The organism is Microseira wollei NIES-4236 (assembly GCF_020521235.1).
GTDB classification, from domain to species: domain Bacteria; phylum Cyanobacteriota; class Cyanobacteriia; order Cyanobacteriales; family Aerosakkonemataceae; genus Microseira; species Microseira wollei.
In genome coordinates, this window is record NZ_BLAY01000020.1 from 1 (window position 1) to 20,171 (window position 20,171).

A 20,171-nucleotide genomic window follows, 5' to 3' on the forward strand; every position below is an offset into this window, starting at 1 on the left:
CTGTCAATGTTTTTGGTTTATTATATCAATACTTCGTGAATTTTTGCCTAAAGAACGTTCGCGAGACTGAAGTCTCGCGCGGTTACCCCGGTATAAATACGCGGGGTTTTCGCGAACTTCTCTATAACCTGACCGACAGCGCCGGAGATGGGTTGGTCAGATGGAACTCTCACCCTTTGTGGAATCAAGGACTGACACTGAGGGTTTGCTGTATAGATTGTAACTGTTGTCAAGCGTCCGGCGGTTTGAGTTAGAAGCGTGGATCCCCCCCTAACCCCCCCTTGGCAAGGGGGGGAAAAAGTCCCTCTTAGCAGGGAATTTGAGTTGTTGCTGCTGGGATTGGTCAGTGCAAGCGCAGGAGTAATGAGACTGAGGAGAATCATCCCAGCGGTAATAGGGAGTCGCATATACTTTGATCCCGTTGGTGGCGCTTAGTGAATTTACTTAGATAGACGGTCTGCATGTAACCAAGTGTTGTGGCGAGCGGATACAGATTATGTATAATCCCGGATCGATTGACGTTGTGGATGTAAGCATTGTTTCAAGTCGTCGGGGCAAAATTGGCAATTTAAACCTCTACCGTTAAAACACTCAAGGGGTTAGGATATAACTTAGCGATACCTATATTTGGTATCGATGTCGAATTTTTTGGATTTTATGGACCGAAGTCCATCCAGTCGAAGTATCAAACTCCTCTAGCGTGGTGAGCGAAAGTCTCCCAGCGCGGGGGAGACTAGGAGGTATAATGCTTACACAGGAACGCAGGGCGCAAGTAGCCGATGTTACTGACTTAAACCAGCTGAAGTGTGAACTCAATGCCCTTCAAGCTGTGGATGTGGGGGATTGCATCGTAGAAATGCCCCCAGAACAAAGAGCGATCGCATTTCGCTTGCTAAACAAAGACCACGCGATCGCAGTATTTGAATATCTGCCGCCGGAAGTCCAGGAAGAACTGATCAATTCGCTGCAAGATACTCAAGTGTGTCAAATTATCGAAGCGATGCAACCTGACGCTCGGGCAGAATTGTTTGATGAACTACCTGCTGGAATTGTCAAGCGATTAGTTCAGCAACTCTCCCCAGCAGAACGGCAGGCAACGGCGACGATTTTGGGGTATGCTGAAGGCACTGCGGGTCGCGCGATGACGACGGAATACGTGCGACTGCGGGAAGGCTTAACCGTTGGCGAAGCATTAAGCAAGATACGCCTTGCGGACGGCGATAAGGAAACAATTTACTACGCCTACGTCACCGACAACAACCGCAAGCTGGTACGGGTAGTATCCCTGCGCCAGTTGCTGTTTTCGCTTCCGGAGGCGCGAATTCGCGATATTGCTAGCAGTCGGGTAATTAAAGCTTACACCGAAATGCCCCAGGAAGAAGCAGCGCAACTGATGAAGCGCTACGACCTGATAGCGCTGCCGGTGGTGGATCGGGAAGACCGACTCGTGGGCATTATCACGATTGACGACGTAGTAGATATTTTAGAGGAAGAAGCGACCGCAGATATCCAAAAACTAGCAGGCGTCAGCGGTGGGGACGAAGCAGCGCTATCGCCTCCCCAGGTAACGATTCGCAAGCGACTGCCTTGGTTGCTGGGTAATATTGGATTGTATATTGGGGCGGCGAGCGCGATCGCACCCTTCCAGAAAGTGATTTCCCTAGTGCCGGTACTGGCAGTAATTATGCCGATTTTATCCAATACTAGCGGCAATGTAGCAATTCAAGCTTTATCGGTAACCGTTCGCGGACTCGGCGTAGGGGAAGTCACCCCCAAAGATACCCTAAAAATACTTCGCAAGGAAATTCTAGCAGGGTTGGGGACGGCCTTGGCCTTGGGACTGGCACTGGGAATTCTTTCCTTAATTTGGTCTTCCCAACAAGAGTGGTGGGTAGCGTTAGTCGCCGCAATGGTGATGGGGATTAATGTATTCATTGCTGCTACCCTGGGAACGTTACTACCAATGGGTTTAAAGCGGGTAAACCTCGACCCGGCTTTAATTAGCGGTCCCTTGCTAACTACGATGTTAGATGCGGTGGGATTTTTAACGTTTTTAACCCTGGTTTCCCTAGCGTTGCATATGGTTGGTAATGGGTAATTGGTAATGGGTAATGGGGAAGATGGGGAAGATGAGGAAGATGAGGAAGAATTCTCCCTTGTCTCCCTCTCTCCGCGTCCGGTGCGTCGGGGCGTCCGGTGCGTCGGGGCGTCCGGTGCGTCCGGTGCGTCCGGTGCCTATGGCGCGTCTTCCTTAATTTGCCTTAATGGGAATCTCAATCCAGAATTGGGTTCCCTTTCCCGGTTCGGAAGTGCATTTGAAGACACCGCAATGTTTATTTACCACAATTTGGTAACTAATTGATAGACCCAGTCCAGTGCCTTTTCCTACAGGTTTAGTGGTGAAAAACGGGTCAAAAATTCTAGCCTTGACTGCTTCTGGCATACCGGAACCGTTGTCGGAAATACAAATAACTGCGCTTTCTTCAAAAACAAAAGTTTGTATCCGAATTGTTGGTGTGTCAGTTATTTCTTGATTGACGGCTGATTGTTCTAACGCATCAATGGCATTATTTAAAACATTCATAAATACCTGATTCAATTGTCCGGCATAGCACTCTACTTGGGGAAGTTCGCCATATTCTTTAACGATTTCAATGTTGGGACTATCCGGTTTGGCTTTTAGCCGAGGTTGCAAAATTAACAAGGTACTTTCTAAACCCTCGTGAATATTCACCGGCTTCATGTCGGCTTCATCCAACCGCGAGAAATTTCTTAAAGACAGAACTAGCTGACGGATGCGCTCCGTACCCATCTTCATGGAAGACAATAACTTGGGCAAATCTTCAGCGATAAATTTTACGTCGATGGCATCGGCTAAATCTTGGATTTCAAGGGCAGGATTGGGGTAGTGCTGCTGATAAAGTTCTAGCAGATTCAGTAAGCTTTCTGCATATTCTCTGACATAAGCGATGTTGCCATAAATAAAGTTAACTGGGTTATTAATTTCGTGAGCAATACCGGCTACCAGTTGACCTAAACTGGACATTTTCTCAGTTTGAATCAGCTGGGTTTGAGTATCTTGTAAATCCCGTAGCGTCTGGGAGATTTGTTCTGCTTGCTGTTGGGAGAGGGCGAGTAATTCCGCTTGCTGGAGTGCGACGCCGAGTTGGAGGGCGATTTGCTTGACAAATTGAATTTCTTCGGTTTCCCAATTGCGGGGAAAAGCGCATTGATGGATGCACAATAAGCCCCAAAGGTCGCCACCTTTCATCAAGGGTACGACTAAATTAGCTCGAATTTGAAATTGAGCTAAAACATCACGGTGACAATCTTGCAATCCCGCTGTGTAGATGTCAGATACTGCTTGAACGCGCCCTTGGTGGTAGTGGATTGCATATTGTTCGCCAAAGCAGTGGTCGTAAACGGGGGCTTCCAGGGCGGAGGAAAACTCAGGTAAGACATCTTCTGAAACAAATACACCTGTATCGTAGCCAGAATTTGGGTCAAACTGAAACATGGCTACCCGATCCGCATTGAGACTGCGCCGCACTTCTTTTGCTGTTGCTTTAAAAATGGCATTGAGATCGAGGGTTTCGCGAATTTTAGCTACGACTTCAAATAATACGCGCTGTCGTTCGGTGGCGCGTCGCAGATCTGTGGTTTGCTGGCGCGTTTGGGCGAGTAATTCCGATTGTTTAATCGCGACTCCCAACTGAGAACCCATTTGAGTGATAAATTTAATTTGTTCGGGTTCCCAGTGACGGGGGACAGAGTTTTGATATGCTGCCAACAAACCCCACAATTGCTGCCCAACTTTGATTGGCGCGATCGCATAAGCCTTAGCTTGAAATTGCTCTAATATCGCGATGTGACACTCAGAAAGATTCGCCTGATAAATATCATCCACCCAGTGGGTTTCGTTGTGACGATACCGCCCGCCAGCGGTTTCCTGCAAGTAAGTATCTTCTACAATTGTTTTAATATTTTCTCCTACCAACTTGACCCAACCTGGGGCGACATACTCGGCGACAAATTCTCCGCCCCAGTTAGAATTGAAGCGATAAACTGCTACGCGGTCTGCTTGTAGGGATTTGCAGACTTCCTGGGTACTAATCTCAAAAACCTTCTCTAAATCGAGGCTTTCCCGAATTTTAGCCACGACTTCTAACAACGCCCACTGCTGTTCTGCTGCTTGTTGCAACGCGATCGCTTGCTGCTGCGAAACTTCCAGTAATTCAGCTTGCCCGACGGCGACGCCCAACGCTAGCGCCATTTTAGCGGCAAATTGAACTTCATTTGCTTGCCATTCGCGGGTGGAACTACACTGGTGAATGCACAGCAAGCCCCACAGTTCATAGCCTTTGAACAAGGGTACGATGATTTGGGCGGCAATTTGGTATTTTGCGGGGTACTCGCTTACCCCCTTGTTTACCTGAATTTGTCCTTTTTGATAGCCGATAGCTTGTTCGCCTAAGAAGCGATCGCGTATTCTTTCCCCCAAAATACCAGGCCATGTGGGTAAGACGCTTTCGGCAATAAACTCACCCCGAGTAAAATTTGAACTGGGGTCAAACCGAAATATCCCGACTCTGTCAGCATTTAAACAGCAGCGGATTTCTCGCGCCGTTGTGGTAAAAATTGTATCCAGGTCGAGGGATTCGCGAATTTTAGCGACGACTCCATAAAATATCTGCTGCTGTTCTACCGCCAGTTGCAGTTTTGCCGCACTTGCCTGGACTTTTTCCTCCAGATTGGCATTTAACGCCTTTAACTGCTGGTGTTTTATATACTGTTGGATCGCATTTGTCAAGCACCTAGCCAGGGAAACTGCGAGTTCAATTTCTGCCTCTGTCCACTCGCGGGCCTGTCCTTTTTGAGATTCGCGCCAGACTTCAAACGATAGGCGGGGTTGCACTTGCCGTCCATCGGGGTCGAATTGCCCTGCCCACAGGGTTTCTGTCTCTATTTCGTCGCGAAAAACGCTGAGGTAACCCAGCAACTGCTGGCTATGCCAAAGCGGTACGATTAAAATCCCCCGAATTTGGGTCGCCCGGAATGCGGGTTGTAGGGTTCGCAGCGACGGAACGCGATATAAATCTGAAATAGCCCAAGCTTGCTCTCCACCGGGTTTGAAATGTTCTTGCCAGACGCTATATTGTTCTATCAGGTTAAATTTTGCCTGTTCTGGCATTACCGGCTGCGGGCCGCAGGTATAAATTTCGACATCTTGTGGATTGGTAATGGGTAATTGGGAATTGGTAATTGGGAATTCTCCTGTGTTCGCCAAACTGTTGATGTATAACCTGCCGCCAGAGCCTGCCAAAGATGGGACAATTTCTTCTAAGGCTCCCTGGAGATCGAGGCCCGATAGGGAATCGATGCGCGGGGCGACGCGGTTAATGGTAATTTCCCGCTGAGCTTGTTCCCGTGCAGAGGCGAGCAAGATCGATTGAGCGATCGCTACTGATAGCTGATCCACTACCATCTGAACAACTTGGAGTTCTGGTTCTAAAAAAGACCTCGGTTGGGCGTGGTGAGATACCAACAGCCCCCAAAGTTGGTCGCGATGAAAAATCGGCAAAGCTAAAGAAGACTTAACTCCCATTGCGGTTAAGTATTCCACGTGACAGGCGTCTACCGAGCGGTAACGGATATCGTCGCGCACCAGCTTTCCGGTTTCCGGATCTCGCAATAAACTCTGACCCAACTGACGGGAATTTACATCGACAATTGAACGCACCCGCGCCTCAATAAACAATTGACGGGAGGAAAGTGGAATATCATCTGCGGGGAAATTTAATCCTAGTAGGGATGGTAAAATGCGATCGCGAATCGATTCAGCAATGACCTGACCGCTTCCGTCCGGATGAAATTTATAAATCTTAACGCGATCTGTTGCCAGAAACCGACGCACTTCTGCTGCGGTGGCGCTAAGAATTTCTTCTATTTCTAGCGAGCGACGGATAATATTGGCGATACGGCGTAGCAAATTTTCTGGCTCAAGACTTAGCTGTGGGTCTTGTAGGTTGCTCAGGTTCATTGCTTATCCTTGACTTAGATTAAAAAATTTTACTATCTGACAATATTGTCTAACTTATTTATCTGTTTGCCCAGAGTGAAAACACCAGCAAATCCAATCTAGCCGAAGGTTTGCCGGATCTGGTAGCCCTTGCAGCACCCTACAAATAGCTCAAGAGAGCCTGTTTTGGCAGCCTCGCGGCTAGGGAGCAATAACTGTCAAGATTTGGTCTTGACAGTTACAGGCCAATTATTTTTAATTATCAGTTATTGTACACTACTGTAACTAATTGCAATCTTGCGGGATAGCTGATGGAGAAAATCTTTTCGGCATCTAGCTATTTTGGCATGAACGCGAGTTACTAACTTTCTCGCTTTATTCCTTGTGTTACTTCCTTTCAGTTTCCTACTAAGCTTGTTTTGTTTCCGTTTTAAATTCCGATCTTGTTTAGCTAAATGTTGCGGATTGTTGTACTTACTCCCAAGTCTGTTTAAAAGAGATATTCCTCCCCTAGCTGGAGAAGAATAATCGCTAGTTTATCCTTTCCTCGTCTGCTTTCTCAGTATAAACCAGGAGAGGATAGAGTAATCCTTTTTACTTGCGCTCTGCGTCTGTCCAGCTGGGAAGCGCGTAGTCGTTCACCAAACTGAGACAGGACGGGTTTTTTTGTCTCCCCGCGTCGCGGCGATGGGGCAATGCCTTGACGCTCACCAACTCGGCGGTCGGATTTATCTACCCCAGGGGGCAGATGAGAAATAAGTAAAGAAATGTAAAAAAATATTATGATTCAATTATCCTTTTATTAATAAAGCGATCTGATAACGTTCGCCCTTGAGATTGTGGTAAAACAGGCAATGGATTATTATCAAACGCTCAAACGATTTCTGGTATCGGTTTTTGCGCTCGCGATCGGTGTGTGGATGTGGGCGAGCGGGCCCGCCGCAATAGCATACGATAATCCCGACTTACTGCCCAAGCAGCAGACTCCAATAATCGACTTGGCAAAATCCCTCAGCGAATTTCAGGAAGAGGCACTGGCGAAGGATATCGAGCAATTTGAGACAGAAACCGGCTTCAAACTGCGAGTTTTGACCCAATACGACCGCACGCCCGGTCGCGCTGTGAAAGGCTTTTGGGGATTAGATGACAAAAGCGTCCTGGTGGTTGCGGATTCGCGGGGTGGGAATATCCTCAACTTCAGCGTGGGGGATGATGTCTACAAGCTGCTACCGAGAACGTTTTGGATCGAACTGCAAACTCGCTACGGTAATATGTACTTCGTGCGGGACAACGGGGAAGACCAATCGATCCTGCAATCGTTGGAATCGATTAAAACCTGCCTGCGCCAAGGCGGTTGCAACGTAGTACCGGGACTGCCCCGCGAGCAATGGATATTCACCTTAATTACATCAATTGTCGGCGGCGTAGTGTTTGGACTAGCTGCCGTACCCCGCAAACCGGGACAAGTCATCGCATGGCAATGGGCGTTGATTTTATCGCCGTTGTGGGGGATATTATTTATTTCTTTCGGTATTGGGCCAGTGGTGACCCGCACGTCAGAGTGGTTGCCCTTAGTGCGGAACGTGGCAGGGTTTATGATTGGTGCTTTAGTGGCGTACTTGTCGCCAGCGATCGCATCGGCGTCTGAAAGCTCTAGTCGCTAATTCTGCCAAAGTAAAGCGATCGCTAAGCGAACTGCCGATCCAACACTGGAAAAGCGAGCAGCTTCTGGGGCAGTTTTTTCCCAGCGCAACAGCTGCTCGGTAAAGGTCGGATCTCGCTTGGCGCGTTTGGCGATCGCCGTACTAATTACCTTTTGTTGGATTTCTTCGGTGGAAAAGCCCTGGCGATGCAGGTAAATCAACAGCCGCTGCACCGACTCGACAAACCTTTCCGGCGCTTGGGACATCAAAATAACTTCGATTTGATAAACCACCTCTTTATAAATCTGCTGGCGTTGATTTTGTTGTTGCTGTTCCTTTAGCTTCTTCTCAGAGTTCTGTTTTGCTGGCTGTTTTTGGGCTTGGCGCTGTGGAATATCAAGCAGTTTAAAGATTTCACCCCGTTTCGCCTGACAGCGCTCGAGCATTTCTGGGTAAAGGCTTAACAAGCGATCGCGCAATTTTTGCACGTTCACCAACTGATTCGACATTAGTTGCAGGCGATAGCACTCTGGGAAGGAATCAAAAGACTTGATGCTCAAACTCAGGTGGGTTTCTTCCTGCTCGATCTGGGTAAGCGTATAGGTCAAAGCTTCCCAGTTAGGAGCCTCTTTCCATTCAATTGAGATCGTCGAGCTGTCTTCCTCATGCCTTCCTGCTAGCTCTCCTGGCTTTAAATCGCCATTGGCAGGATAGCGCTCGGTAGGGCTTTTGGTGGCGTAATCAAACCCCGTAAAGGCGTAACGACATTCAACTCTGGACAAATCCACATCTTCAACGTGCCAGCGCTCGATGCAACAGCCAGTCATTTGCGCCCGATCCAAATTAGTGCGGATTAAATGGCTTTCCAATAAATAAGCGCCGCTGAGATCGGCTTCGCTCAATATTGTCTCGCTCAGGTAAGCGCCGCTGAGATCGGCTCGCTGCAAGTCCGCCCCGCGTAAATTTGCCTCGCTCAAGTCAGCTCGCAGTAACAATACCTCTTGGAGATTAGTTCGCAATAAATAAGCTTTCCGCAAGCTGGCTTTGAGTAAATAGGCACCGGCGAGGTTAGCGCGGCTCATGTCCGCACCGTTGAGAATAGCTTCGCTGAGGTCAGAGCCGGTTAAAATAATGCGATGCAAGTCCGCCTCGCTCAAATTTGCCGAACGCAGGCAAACTCCACTCAGGTTGGCTTCGGTGAGATTGGTACGGATTAAAATAGCGCCCCGCAAATTCGCCGAATCTAAATTCGCTTCCCGGAGACTGGCGGCGGTGAGGTTAGCGCTAATCAGGCTAGCTCGTTGCAGATTTGCCTCCATCAATTCGGCTCCCATCAGCTGGGAGTTATTTAGCTTAGCCCGTTCCAAATTGCTTTGATCTAACTTAGCGCCCTGGAGGTTCGTACTACTGAGATCGGCTTCCTGTAGCACGGCCCAGTTCAAGTCTGCCTCTTGTAGGTCGGCGAGGCGCAGATCTGCTTTGGTGAGATTGGCACCGCTTAAAATCGCCTGATTCAGGTTCGCACTTGCCAACGTCACGTGACGCAGGTCGGCTTGACGCAGCACGGCACCGCTAAGCTGAGCGCGATTTAAAAAAGACCAACTCAGATTTGCACCCGTGAGATTAGCGCCAGTCAGGTCGATATCTTGCAAATTGACCCCTGTGAGACTGGCTCCACTCAGGTCAACGTGGGCAAAATACCGCTCTCCTTGTCTGTATCTGGCTAGAAGATCTTGGATTTGCATTCAAGCCCTTGGGGCAGGATGATTACCTCAATATTGACACTCCCCGCAGCTATTGCTTTTGGGATTCTTGGTTCCCTGACTCGCCTAAGAGCAGCAGGGAAAGCACCAACCGCCCAAGAGGGCAAATCTCCCCATAGACGCGAAGCGGCTTCCCGCAGGGTAGCGTAAGTTCCCGTGTGTCCCACGGTACACAGTCCTAATCTCAAAATGTTGATGCTGGCGTTCACGTCTCTATCTTCTACATATCCGCAATCTGGGCAAACATGGGTTCTAGTTGACAGAGATTTTTTCACCTTTTTACCACAGTTAGAACAATTTTGGCTTGTATGATCGGGAGAAACTGCAACCGTCACCTTCCCGTATTTTTCTCCCAAATACTCTAACCAAGTGGGAAAATTTGACCAGCCAGCATCACTGATTGATTTAGCCAGATGTCGATTACGTAGTAGCCATTTCACATTCAAGTTTTCATAGGCTACCAAATCGTTAGACTCGATCGGGTCGTATGCCAATCTGTTGCAATACTCTTTTCGCTGCCTACTTACTTTTAAATGCTGCCGGGCATACCTATTTTTGGCTTTGTGATAGTTGTTAGACTGCCGTTGCTTAGCCTTCTTTCTAGCTGCGCTAAACTTCTGGGATTTTTTGCGATTAGCACGGTTTAACTGCTGCTCACACTTGCGGTAAAACTGGGGGGATGGTTCTAGATTGCCGTTGTCAGCAATAAAGTATTTCAACCCCAAGTCAATACCAACTACTTGACCAGTTGGCTGTGTTTCAATTTTGAGAGCAACATCGATGGCAAATTGCGCGTAATATCCATCAGCACGACTTACTAACCGGACATGGATGTAGCAATCAAGGTTGTAGGTTCCCTTCAATTTCAGAGTTCCTATTCCTTTTTTATCTGAGAAACTTATGGCTTTTCTCGTTTCATAAAGTTTCCACCCAGAGGTTTTATATTCCACTGAACGGCAGTTTTTCTTAAACTTTGGAAAACCTTTCTTCCCCTTAACTTTCTGCTTGCAGTTATCGTCAAACCGAGCTGCATTCCAAGCACGGAAAGCCGCAGATTTTCGAGCCATTGAATTGAGTTCATCGGCAAAGCAAAACTCAGCAGCTAATACAGCGCCATGTTTGTTCAATGGGTACTTGTCAATTTTCTTGTCTTTGTTGTCCATCGGGTGACGTAAACACTTGTTTTGGACGAACTGACTGGTACGAATAGCGTCGTCTATTGCACGATACTGCTTATCTTTCCCTTTGACTTTGAACTCGTAGATTATCATGGCTCGACCTAACCAAATACATAGTTATGCTAACACGTCAACATCCAAGAGAAAGCAATTAAACTTAAAATTTGTATTCAATCCAAGGGCAAAATTTGTCAGACCTATTGTCTGACGCGGTCACGAAGGTCGCGCATACATGGGGTGAGAGCGAACTGCTCTATAAGAGAGCATGAAAGCCGCCGCTGGCGGTGACTAGAGGCGTACCGATCCCGTAGGGTCTGCAAAAGACCTCTGCAACAAACAAACTCTTTGGCAGGCAGGATGCCCACCCCACAAGAGTTATGGGAGAAGTCTTTTGCAGAATCGCGATGCGGGTGCTGTTCCACATTTAATTTTTTCTCTCACCTGCTCACTTGCTCACCAAGCAGCCCGTCTTTATGGTAACCAGAGGGGATGAAAGCCGGCGATGGGCAACTGCTCTGGCTGCACTGAGACGGATGTGGCTTCCGCCGATCCAGTGGGCAGGGGTACTAGCCAAAGGCGACTGGTGACGATCGCTTCCCCCGAATCCGTGCGGGGGGCATCGGACTGGGCGGCTGCTGGTTGGACGATCGTGACGGGTTGGTCAAACAGCAAGGCTATCCCGTCGGGTGACAAGCTGATTTCTGCTTGCCGCTGATTTTTTAACACCACCAGCGTCCGCAGTTCGGATGTTTCCAGGTTGATGGCGGCGATGTAGGGTTCTTCGATAAACTCATCTCCCGGTATCAATTGAGTCAGCAGGCAATAAAGCGTTTTTCCTCCCGGATCGAATTGAGCGTCGATAATTGAGCCAGTGGTGCGGAAAAGTTCTTTTTCCACTCCGACGTTGTTTACCAGATACAGCGAGCGCGTCCTATCGGTGTTAAATTTTACCATCGCGGCGGCAGATCCATCGTCGGAAAAGCCGACAATGGTGCCAAATTTGGGCAGAAAATCGAGGGGTTTATCTCCAGGGTTGTCTAAAGGTACGATCGCTAATCCCTCACCTTGGGCGATCGCGATCGCTTTACTATCTGGGGCGATCTTAAAATCTCCCCCCGGTTGTCCTTTTAGCGGTTTAGCCTTACCATCCGGCTTAATTATCCACAGGCCAAAATCTGCGGAGTTACGCCGGGAAACCCTCTGGACGACAATTGTTTGACCATCGGCGGATAAATCGAATTTCAGGTTTTGGTAATATTTATGATCCAAAACCAACTTGATTTTGCCTGGGGGTTCAAGACGACCTGAAGACGAGTCGGGAGATGGGGGAGCAATGCCGGTGGTGACAGCGTACAGCTGTTGTTCTAGAATGCTTTGGCGCTGGAACGAACGGGGATTCGCCGAGAACAAAATGCGATCGCCTAACGGATATGGCTCAAAGTCTGTCACGACCAAATCTGGTGGCGTGAGGGCGATTGGTTTTGGCTGTTTGGCGCTCAAGTTTACCAACATTAACCTTCCCGCCTCTTTGCCTTTAATTCCCAGGTAAGCAAACGCGCGATCGCGGGTTTTAAACTTAGCAGTAAAAGGTTGTATTTGCCTTTGCGGTTGGTTATCCTTGGCGAATTTATCCTGAGCGCGGAGCAATTTTAATTGATATTCGCTGCCGTAGGGTGCGGGGGAAATCAACGTATAAGCCATCCGCCGTCCTGCCCAACTGAATTTTCCTGGCAGGGGTGGATCGATCCTCAAATTTTGTTCGACGCTGGTATGGTTCATCGGGCGACTAAAAGTGAGGATAAATCCCCGATCTTCCGCCCCTATTTGTTTATCTTGCCAGCTAAAATCTCGCACCCGCGAACTCGATCGATCGCCACTCCACAACAAAAGCCCGATCGTGACGCTCAGTATTAGTATTAATGCGATCGCCGCGCGGTCAAGCGGTTGCAGAAATGATTTTTTCATTGCTAATTGCTAATTGCGAGCTTGCTAATTGCTAATTGCTAATTGCCAGCTTGACGATAAAAGCTGTTTACTATTAGCCATTAGCCTCGTTCCCACAGCTCCTGCCTGGGAACGCCATTAGCCCTTTTAATAATCGTATGGGTTTTTAGGTTCGGGAATAGGTTTGAGCGAACTTGCTTGAATTGTTAGTTGGCGCTTTCCTGCCAAAGTTTCGGTAATCATTTCTCCTTCTATTTCTAGCCAGGTATCCGGCGCATAGGCGGTACGGTTCCCGGTTAATTTTACTGGCAATCCGACTGGATAGGCATCGGCGGCGCAGCAGGTAATTACGAAGCGAGCCAGCATTAAGTATTGATCCGGCATGTTTTTCGGATGGATAACAAAGCCTTGCACCTTGACTTTTTGCCCGGTATATGTATCGGGTTCGGGATAAACATTTAAAGTGCGTATCCAGTCGATCAGGGATCGCTCTTGGGGCGGTTTGGCGCTGCGGAAGGCGACGGGATGACTGCGCGTCATCGATAAGGTATCGGCAACTCCCCGTTCAATTGCGGTAGAACTGGTAAATACGCGGGGGGTAATAATAAAACCGAGCATTGCGGTTACTAACAGCAAAGTGCTGCTCCAACCGGGGGGAAATAATGTGATGTGTTGAACTGTCTGGGGCAAAATTATCCGGGACGATCTAGAGCGCAGCAGCGTTGGTAGGAGACTTTGCGCCCTCAAACTACCAAGCACCAGCAAACCGAATCCTCCGGCGATGACTAACCAAAAGTAATCGGGGTGAATCAACAATCTTAACTTGCCAGTCAGCCAATATTTCAGCATCAAAATGCCCCAGGCGAGAATCGCCACGACATCTAGCCAGGGCATTAATATATTTTGAATTTGGGATTTGGGATTTGGGATGGTCATTGCTAATTGCTAATTGCGAGCTTGCTAATTGCTAATTGCTAATTGCCAGCTTGATGCTCAACGCTGTTTACTATTAGCCATTAGCCATTAGCCAAAAGATATCTGATAAATCAAAGTGAATAGAAAAGTCAATTGTGCTGCTAAAGCCAATAAATAGAATACAGCGCGGGATTTGAAGATAGATAGCATTAAACCAATCGCTTTGAGGTCGATCATTGGACCAAATACCAGGAAAGCGAGCAAAGAAGCGCTGGTAAATGCAGAAGCAAACGAGAGGGCGAAAAATGAATCTACCGTCGAACAAATCGACACTACCGCCGCCAACACCATCATGGCGACAATTGAAGTAATTGGGTCTTGACCGAGACTGAGGATAATTTCGCGGGGAACTGCCACTTGTAGGGTAGCAGCGATCGCGCTTCCCAGCACCAACACCGCTCCTAATTCCCGCAACTCTTGTACTGTATTTTCTAGGAACAAACGCAGGCGGTCTTTTAGGGGTTTACTGGTAATCGACCCAGCGGCGGCGATAAATTCTGGCGTATCCATGCGAATCGACGTACCCTTACCGCCCAACATAAAAGTCCCCGACTGCAATAAACTTGGCGTTGAATCCTTTTTTCCCAACTTGGGTGCGGGTATCGAGCAAGCGACGAGTGGGTGTAGCATGGGTCGCAGGTCAGCTTGAGCGCTGAAAACCCAACCAATAATGGTAGCGATCGCTAAAGAACACAATACCCGCAACAATACTATTTCTGGCTGATCGCGAAACGCCGTCCATGTCGCCCAAATCACAATCGGATTGATTGTCGGCGCCGCCAATAAAAATCCGATCGCTACAGGGGCGGGTACTCCCTGCATCAGCAGTCGCCGCGCTACCGGCACGTTACCGCACTCGCACACGGGAAACAAAAATCCAATCAAACTCCCGGCGAAAGCGCCCAGCAGAGGGTTTTTAGGCATCGCTGCAATTAATTTACCTTCGTCTATAAACAACAGCAGCAATCCTGAGAACAAAACCCCCAGCAGCAAGAAAGGGATCGCCTCTACTAGCAAGCTCAGGAATAGGGTAAAGCCAGTGTTGAATTGAGTCATCGGGTGAGGGGCAATTTCGCTAAAATTCCACAGCTTAATGCGGATCGGTTCAACCGTCGCGGGTAATAGGTGGTAGGAAACAGTTTACCCACTACTGTACGGGCGATCGCATTGACGCAGAAAAATTTTGACCGACAGGTTATCTCCGCGAATGCTTTACCCCCTTATGTGGCGTTTTGTCAAAGGCATTGTAATTAATCGTTACATTTAGTTGATGATTCGGGGTTTCTGATGGCGCGGCTCACCCACAAGGGTGAAGCAATCTTAAGGAAGGAACAGCCATGTTGTTAACAGGGGATCTGGATCGCTAAAAAGTTCGATCCCGATCACATGAAATTTATAACTTCCTGTGTGTATCTATCAATAGGTTCGTCAGCGAGCAAGTCGTCTATGTTACAAACAGCCCCAAGAATAGCAACCTGTCTGAAAGCGATCCGGCTTAATTTTCAGGCTCTGACTGCTTTTGAGCGCGTGACCGAGCAGTATTGTCACTTGGGGGTTCGGTTTAGCGATGCGATCGCCCTGGAACCTTCTAACCCAGCCTTTTTGCCCAAAACCGGCTGTTTCGTCCTCATGCCTTTAGGGCAGGAAATGATTCTGACTGCCAGTTTTGACTCGCCCACGTCCTGGGTGGGTGGTGAAGTCTGCGGTGCTGGATCTGTTATTTTAACGGCTTTTGACCAAACGGGAAAAATCCTTGCCCAGGTTACCACCGCAGCTACCCCTGGTGTTGCACCGAGCCAAGGAAAAGGCAGTTGCTCCTGGCAGCAGCTAGAATTGAATCGCTCCGGTATTGCTAAGGTGATGTTCCACTCTAGCGAGCCGTTTATTATCAAGGATTTTTATTTTAAGGGGGCTATAACCGCTAACGCTCCGAGCTATTGACATCTCCCTCTCAAGATAGTCGTTTATGCTTTTATCAGCTCGAAAATAGGTTATATAAAGAGCGTTTAATTGCCCGTTAGAAAAACTCCACCGCCTCGCCCCGGTTGGGGGATATGCTGTATTTGTAATCACAATGGGGATTTAACCAAACACGATATTATGGGTTCGTTGGGTTTTAACGCGACCGAATCACAACCGAGTTTATTGGATGGACAGGTGTCTGAAATTATTCACCCACATCTCGGTTTACACAGCACGCTCGAAGAACTATTCCTTTACGATTTTCACCTGGAATTATCTCAACCGGGGCGGAAAGTAACCCAGGCATTTGAAGCAAATCCGATGCTGCCTGGGGTGATTTTAACCAAACGAGGAAAGTTTGCGGGCATGATTTCCCGGCGTCGATTTTTGGAGTATATGAGCCGCCCTTTCGGGTTAGAAGTATTTTCTAAGCGCCCACTAGAGGATTTGTATCAGTTTGCCAAAACCGATCTGTTGATTCTCCCCGGCAATACTTCAATTTTGGCAGCCGCCCAGCGGTCATTACACCGTAGCTACGGGATGGCAGCTGTTGTTGTAATGGGCGAGCGCTCAAGGGCGCCACAAGGGATGGATTACAACCTTGAGGCAAGAGGGAAAGTGACAACCCCCGATTTACTTTACGAGCCAATTGTGGTAGAAATTTCGCCTCAAGTTTACCGCTTGCTGGATGTGCATCAATTATTGGTGGCTCAGTCGCGCATTCACCAAATGGCGCTTGAGCTGATCGAGCAACTCAATCAAAAACTGGAAACAGCTAACCAGGAATTGCAATTACTCGCGGCAGTTGATAGCTTGACTCAAACGGCAAATCGGCGTAAATTTGATCAATATTTGAATATAAAGTGGCGCGATATGGCAAGGGAAAAAGGGTCCCTGTCTTTAATTTTGTGCGATATTGATTTTTTCAAACGATACAACGATACCTACGGTCATCAAGCTGGAGATCTCTGCTTGCAGCAAGTTGCTGGTGCGCTGCGCGGTGCCGCAAAGCGACCTGAAGATTTGGTAGCTCGTTATGGGGGCGAAGAATTTGCCGCCATCTTACCCCATACTGATAGGGCTGGCGCCATCCACGTGGCAGAAAAAATGCGAGTCGGGGTTCTAGCGCTAGAGATTCCCCATGCTGATTCTACTGTTAACCAATATGTTACTATTAGTGTGGGCGTGGCTAGCGCGATTACCCACTTAGAATCTTCCCCAGAAGAGTTGATTGCGGCAGCAGACCAAGCACTGTATCATGCTAAAGAAAGCGGACGCGATCGCTATACTTTTTATCCACCCGAAATTGCCTAACCTTACCTTGACTGAGTTCAAGTTTTCAGGTTAATTCAAAGTTAACTGAAGTTTGAGAATAGGTTAAAATTGATTTAAAACTGAATATTAATGATTTTTTTTAGTTAAGCAGAGGATTAGTGGGTGTTGCTCCGGCCAAAAAATAGGGTGATATAGTTTAAATGACGCCGAAAGACCGACTATAATATTGAGCGAGAATTACTGCTATGATGGCTTTGCCAAAAGTATATTACCAAATGTCAGTTTTACCGGCATTGGAAACGCTAAATTTGGAGTCTAAGCTGCAAGACCTGTCGCTTTACGAGTTTCAAATTGAAGCCGAACGGACGGGGATAGAAGTGGCGAGGGCTTTTGATAGCAATCCTCTACTGCCAGGAGCAATTTTAACCGAGAAAGAACAGTTACTAGGGATGATTTCGCGGCGGCGGTTTTTAGAATACATGAGCCGCCCTTATGGACTAGAACTGTTTTTGAAGCGACCGATCAAATGTTTGTACTTATTAGCGCGGGCAGAAACTTTAGTGTTGCCGAGCAATACATTAATTGTGAAAGCAGCTAAGCAGTCTTTGCAGCGACCGGCTCATTTGCTATACGAACCATTGGTAGTAGAAATTGAACCGCAAGTTTATAAATTATTAGATGTGCATCAGTTAATGGTGGCTCAATCCCACATCCACGAGCTAGCCACCCATCTGTTAAACGAGCAAACTCAGGCTCACCTAATCCAAACAGAAAAGATGGCTAGCTTAGGCCAAATGATGGCTGGGATAGCTCACGAAATTTTAAATCCAGTTAACTTTATTTCGGGAAATATAGATTACCTGTCAAAGTATAGCGACGATCTGATTAATTTAATAACGGCTTACGAAGAGGGGGTTACCGAACCGCCACCCAGAGTGGTTGAAATAAAAGAAGAAATTGAACTAGATTATTTACAAGAAGATCTGCTGGTAATTATTAATAGCATAAAGCAGGGAACCGAACGATTAATCAAGATTATCAACAGTATGCGGAATTTCTCGCATATGGGGGAAGGGAGTCGCCAGCCAGCAGACATACACGAGTGCATCGATAGTACGCTGTTGATTTTACATAACCGCATTAAATATACCATTGAATTAGTGAAAAACTACGGGGAACTGCCGCTAGTGCCGTGCTATTCTGGGCAGTTGAGTCAGGTGTTTACGAATATTATCAGCAATGCCATTGATGCGCTGATGGAGAAATCGGCAGCGCTCAAAGAAGCGGGTAAATCTGCCCGTAAATGGCAGGCGAGAATAGAAATTAGCACCTGTGTTGTAGAAGCTGAAAATAGCCGGTGGGCTGCGATTCGTATTACCGATAATGGCCCCGGTATTCCAGAGGAAATTCAACAGCGAATTTTTGAAACATTTTTTACCACGAAGCCAGTGGGTAAAGGAACGGGACTGGGGTTAGCAATTAGCCGTCAAATTGTGACAGAAAAGCACAAAGGGAGATTAAACTTGCGAAGTCAGGCTGAAGTCGGCACGGAATTTGAGATCCTGCTGCCTTTGGAGTGAAGAAGTTGACATCTTGCAGCAATGGAGTAGGCGGGCGAGACGCCCACCCCACAAGAAGCCCAGCCCACAAGAGTTGTTTTGTGGTGGGATAGGCATCCTGCCTGTCGCGCACGCGACAAGAGTTGTTTTGTGGTGGCAGAGGCATCCTGCCTGTCGCGCAACCGAGAAGAGTTGTTTTCTGGTGGCAGAGGCATCCTGCCTGTCGCGCAACCGAGAAGAGTTGTTTTCTGGTGGCAGAGGCATCCTGCCTGTCGGATAGGCCAGGGATGGGGAAAATGATAGGCTATTTAAAATAAATCCAGATCTATAACGGGATAGATACAAGTCGGGTGCATGGTGCCAAAACGAGTTCTGTCAGTGCCACACTTGTCTGAGGGGAGCAATCAAGACCTTTCTTTAGAGTCAACCCTAGATGAACTACCGCTGTACGATTTTAGCGTTGAGAGTAGCAGTCTGGGGGTAGAAGTCGCGCGCACGTTTGAGAAGTATCCCCGGCTACCAGGAGCGATTTTACTGGATAGGGGTGAATTTGTCGGCATGATTTCGCGACAGCGGCTATTGGAGTACTTGCTGCGTCCCCACGGGATGGAGATATTTTTGCACGAACCGCTGGATGTTCTTTACAGTTATGCTCGCACAGAGGTTTTAGTGGTGCCTGGTAGCAAGCCAATTTTAACAGCGGCGCAGCAGGCACTGAGGCGATCGGGCGAACTTTTAGGCGAACCCGTCGTCGTCGAAACGGCAACGAAAACTTATAAATTATTAGATATCCACGAATTGAATATCGCCTACTGGCAAATTCGAGGCATAGAAACCCAAGTGCGTTACGAACGCGCTCAAGCGCAAATGATTCAAAGCGAAAAAATGGCTAACTTGGGGCGTTTGGTGGATGGATTGGCGCACGAAATTTTAGACCCGGTTAACTTTATTTGGGGCAATTTAACCCACCTGACCAATTACAGCGAGGGTTTGCTACAGTTAATGGCGGCTTATGAAGCCAAGCTAACCGATGGTTCAGAGGAAATCAGCGCCCTCAAGCAAGAGATGGAATTTGATTTTTTACAACAAGATATGTCCCAAGCGATTGGGAGTATTAAAACGGGCGCAGAACGGTTAAAAAAACTGGCGACGAGTCTGCAAAATTTTTGCCATATAGATGAAATTTATCCCAAACCGGCTGACTTGAATGCCTGCTTAGATAGTATCGTGCTGTTGCTGAAAAGCCGTTTAAGCAGCGAGATTGAAATTGTGAAAAACTACGGGTTATTGCCGCCGGTAACTTGCTATATCGGACAATTAAACCAAGTGTTTATGAATATCCTCACCAATGCTGTTGATGCATTGCTCAATGAGGCAGTTCACCAAAAATTGGCAAGGTCGTTTAACGAGGAAGGGGAAAAAAATTCAACTGGCAAACCTAGAATTGAGATTACAACTAAAGTTTGTTCTCTCGATTCGGATGCTCGCTGGGTTTCGATTAGTATTGCAGATAATGGCCCCGGTTTATCCCCCAAGGCGCAAAAGCAGATTTTGGAATCTTTTTCCATCGCAAAAAGGTCTGAAAAAGAGACGAGTTTGGCGTTGAGTTATCGGATTGTGACCGCTAAGCATGGGGGTAAATTTTTGATGCGTTCCTGTAGCGGCGAACTGGGAGAATCGCTCCTCGGTAGCGGTACTGAATTTGAAATTTTGTTACCTTTAGTTTAAATTTAAGTATTTTTTTAGCTGCCAGTAGCACCTTGGTACGCGCGACTGTTCCAGGGATAGTTGGTTTTTGGCGCGGGAAGGTTTCGCGTTCTCCGTGTAATTTCCCAAAAATCAGGCGAATTTTT

The 20,171-nt window shown here is 47.7% G+C and carries 14 protein-coding genes and 2 pseudogenes; 8 read left to right on the plus strand and 8 right to left on the minus strand.

Going from position 1 to position 20,171, the window contains the following annotated elements:
- A partial coding sequence (locus MiSe_RS08600; protein WP_226577495.1) for a hypothetical protein occupies positions 1–254 on the plus strand: 254 nt, incomplete at its 5' end.
- A gap of 491 nt (positions 255–745) precedes the next feature.
- Complete coding sequence (gene mgtE / locus MiSe_RS08605; RefSeq protein ID WP_226577498.1) at positions 746–2,098, plus strand: magnesium transporter; 1,353 nt, start codon at positions 746–748, stop codon at positions 2,096–2,098.
- A gap of 153 nt (positions 2,099–2,251) precedes the next feature.
- Here mgtE and MiSe_RS08610 read toward each other — a convergent pair whose 3' ends face one another.
- A complete protein-coding gene (locus tag MiSe_RS08610; protein WP_226577500.1) occupies positions 2,252–6,040 on the minus strand; it encodes a GAF domain-containing protein in 3,789 nt (1,262 codons plus the stop codon).
- A 245-nt stretch (positions 6,041–6,285) separates the two neighbouring features.
- Positions 6,286–6,501, minus strand: a pseudogene (locus MiSe_RS08615) (transposase); the annotation flags it as partial.
- Positions 6,502–6,873: 372 nt separating this feature from the next.
- Here MiSe_RS08615 and MiSe_RS08620 point away from each other — a divergent pair.
- Positions 6,874–7,683: a TPM domain-containing protein gene (locus MiSe_RS08620; protein WP_226577502.1), complete on the plus strand. Its 810-nt coding sequence runs from the start codon at positions 6,874–6,876 to the stop codon at positions 7,681–7,683.
- Here the strand turns inward: MiSe_RS08620 and MiSe_RS08625 are convergent.
- The 6 genes and pseudogenes from MiSe_RS08625 to MiSe_RS08650 form a co-directional block, all read right to left on the minus strand.
- On the minus strand, positions 7,680–9,407 hold the full coding sequence (locus MiSe_RS08625; protein WP_226577505.1) for a pentapeptide repeat-containing protein: 1,728 nt from the start codon (positions 9,405–9,407) through the stop codon (positions 7,680–7,682). The genes MiSe_RS08620 and MiSe_RS08625 overlap by 4 nt on opposite strands.
- Before the next feature lie 49 nt (positions 9,408–9,456).
- Positions 9,457–10,696, minus strand: a pseudogene (locus MiSe_RS08630) (RNA-guided endonuclease InsQ/TnpB family protein).
- 160 nt (positions 10,697–10,856) lie between these two features.
- Positions 10,857–11,027 carry a hypothetical protein gene (locus MiSe_RS08635; protein WP_226577511.1) on the minus strand — a complete coding sequence of 57 codons (171 nt, stop codon included), beginning with the start codon at positions 11,025–11,027 and terminating at the stop codon, positions 10,857–10,859.
- Positions 11,028–11,074: 47 nt separating this feature from the next.
- The gene (locus tag MiSe_RS08640; protein WP_226577514.1) at positions 11,075–12,568 is read right to left on the minus strand and encodes a hypothetical protein; all 1,494 of its coding nucleotides are present in this window, start codon (positions 12,566–12,568) and stop codon (positions 11,075–11,077) included.
- Between the two features lie 126 nt (positions 12,569–12,694).
- The gene (locus MiSe_RS08645; protein ID WP_226577517.1) at positions 12,695–13,483 is read right to left on the minus strand and encodes a TIGR03943 family putative permease subunit; all 789 of its coding nucleotides are present in this window, start codon (positions 13,481–13,483) and stop codon (positions 12,695–12,697) included.
- Between the two features lie 87 nt (positions 13,484–13,570).
- Positions 13,571–14,578 (minus strand): permease, encoded by a 1,008-nt coding sequence (locus MiSe_RS08650; RefSeq protein ID WP_226577520.1) that lies wholly within the window; start codon positions 14,576–14,578, stop codon positions 13,571–13,573.
- Positions 14,579–14,968: 390 nt separating this feature from the next.
- Between MiSe_RS08650 and MiSe_RS08655 the strand changes: the two genes are divergently transcribed.
- The 5 genes from MiSe_RS08655 to MiSe_RS08675 all read left to right on the plus strand — a co-directional run bounded on the left by MiSe_RS08655 (position 14,969) and on the right by MiSe_RS08675 (position 20,046).
- Positions 14,969–15,463, plus strand: coding sequence for a hypothetical protein (locus MiSe_RS08655; RefSeq protein WP_226577523.1), 495 nt, complete (start codon positions 14,969–14,971; stop codon positions 15,461–15,463).
- A 69-nt stretch (positions 15,464–15,532) separates the two neighbouring features.
- Positions 15,533–16,798, plus strand: a complete 1,266-nt coding sequence (locus MiSe_RS08660) for a diguanylate cyclase domain-containing protein (RefSeq protein ID WP_226577526.1) — start codon at positions 15,533–15,535, stop codon at positions 16,796–16,798.
- A 206-nt stretch (positions 16,799–17,004) separates the two neighbouring features.
- The gene (locus MiSe_RS08665; RefSeq protein ID WP_226577529.1) at positions 17,005–18,339 is read left to right on the plus strand and encodes a sensor histidine kinase; all 1,335 of its coding nucleotides are present in this window, start codon (positions 17,005–17,007) and stop codon (positions 18,337–18,339) included.
- Between the two features lie 78 nt (positions 18,340–18,417).
- On the plus strand, positions 18,418–18,618 hold the full coding sequence (locus MiSe_RS08670) for a hypothetical protein (RefSeq protein WP_226577532.1): 201 nt from the start codon (positions 18,418–18,420) through the stop codon (positions 18,616–18,618).
- A gap of 54 nt (positions 18,619–18,672) precedes the next feature.
- On the plus strand, positions 18,673–20,046 hold the full coding sequence (locus tag MiSe_RS08675; RefSeq protein ID WP_226577535.1) for a sensor histidine kinase: 1,374 nt from the start codon (positions 18,673–18,675) through the stop codon (positions 20,044–20,046).
- Positions 20,047–20,171: the final 125 nt, after the last annotated feature.

Bases quoted from the DNA above. Each gene is read 5' to 3' on its own strand.
- MiSe_RS08635 (WP_226577511.1), bottom strand. From the start codon at position 11,027: ATGTGGAACAGCACCCGCATCGCGATTCTGCAAAAGACTTCTCCCATA.
- MiSe_RS08650 (WP_226577520.1), bottom strand. From the start codon at position 14,578: ATGACTCAATTCAACACTGGCTTTACCCTATTCCTGAGCTTGCTAGTA.
- MiSe_RS08620 (WP_226577502.1), top strand. From the start codon at position 6,874: ATGGATTATTATCAAACGCTCAAACGATTTCTGGTATCGGTTTTTGCG.
- mgtE (WP_226577498.1), top strand. From the start codon at position 746: ATGCTTACACAGGAACGCAGGGCGCAAGTAGCCGATGTTACTGACTTA.
- MiSe_RS08645 (WP_226577517.1), bottom strand. From the start codon at position 13,483: ATGACCATCCCAAATCCCAAATCCCAAATTCAAAATATATTAATGCCC.
- MiSe_RS08640 (WP_226577514.1), bottom strand. From the start codon at position 12,568: ATGAAAAAATCATTTCTGCAACCGCTTGACCGCGCGGCGATCGCATTA.
- MiSe_RS08655 (WP_226577523.1), top strand. From the start codon at position 14,969: ATGTTACAAACAGCCCCAAGAATAGCAACCTGTCTGAAAGCGATCCGG.
- MiSe_RS08665 (WP_226577529.1), top strand. From the start codon at position 17,005: ATGATGGCTTTGCCAAAAGTATATTACCAAATGTCAGTTTTACCGGCA.
- MiSe_RS08625 (WP_226577505.1), bottom strand. From the start codon at position 9,407: ATGCAAATCCAAGATCTTCTAGCCAGATACAGACAAGGAGAGCGGTAT.
- MiSe_RS08610 (WP_226577500.1), bottom strand. From the start codon at position 6,040: ATGAACCTGAGCAACCTACAAGACCCACAGCTAAGTCTTGAGCCAGAA.
- MiSe_RS08675 (WP_226577535.1), top strand. From the start codon at position 18,673: ATGGTGCCAAAACGAGTTCTGTCAGTGCCACACTTGTCTGAGGGGAGC.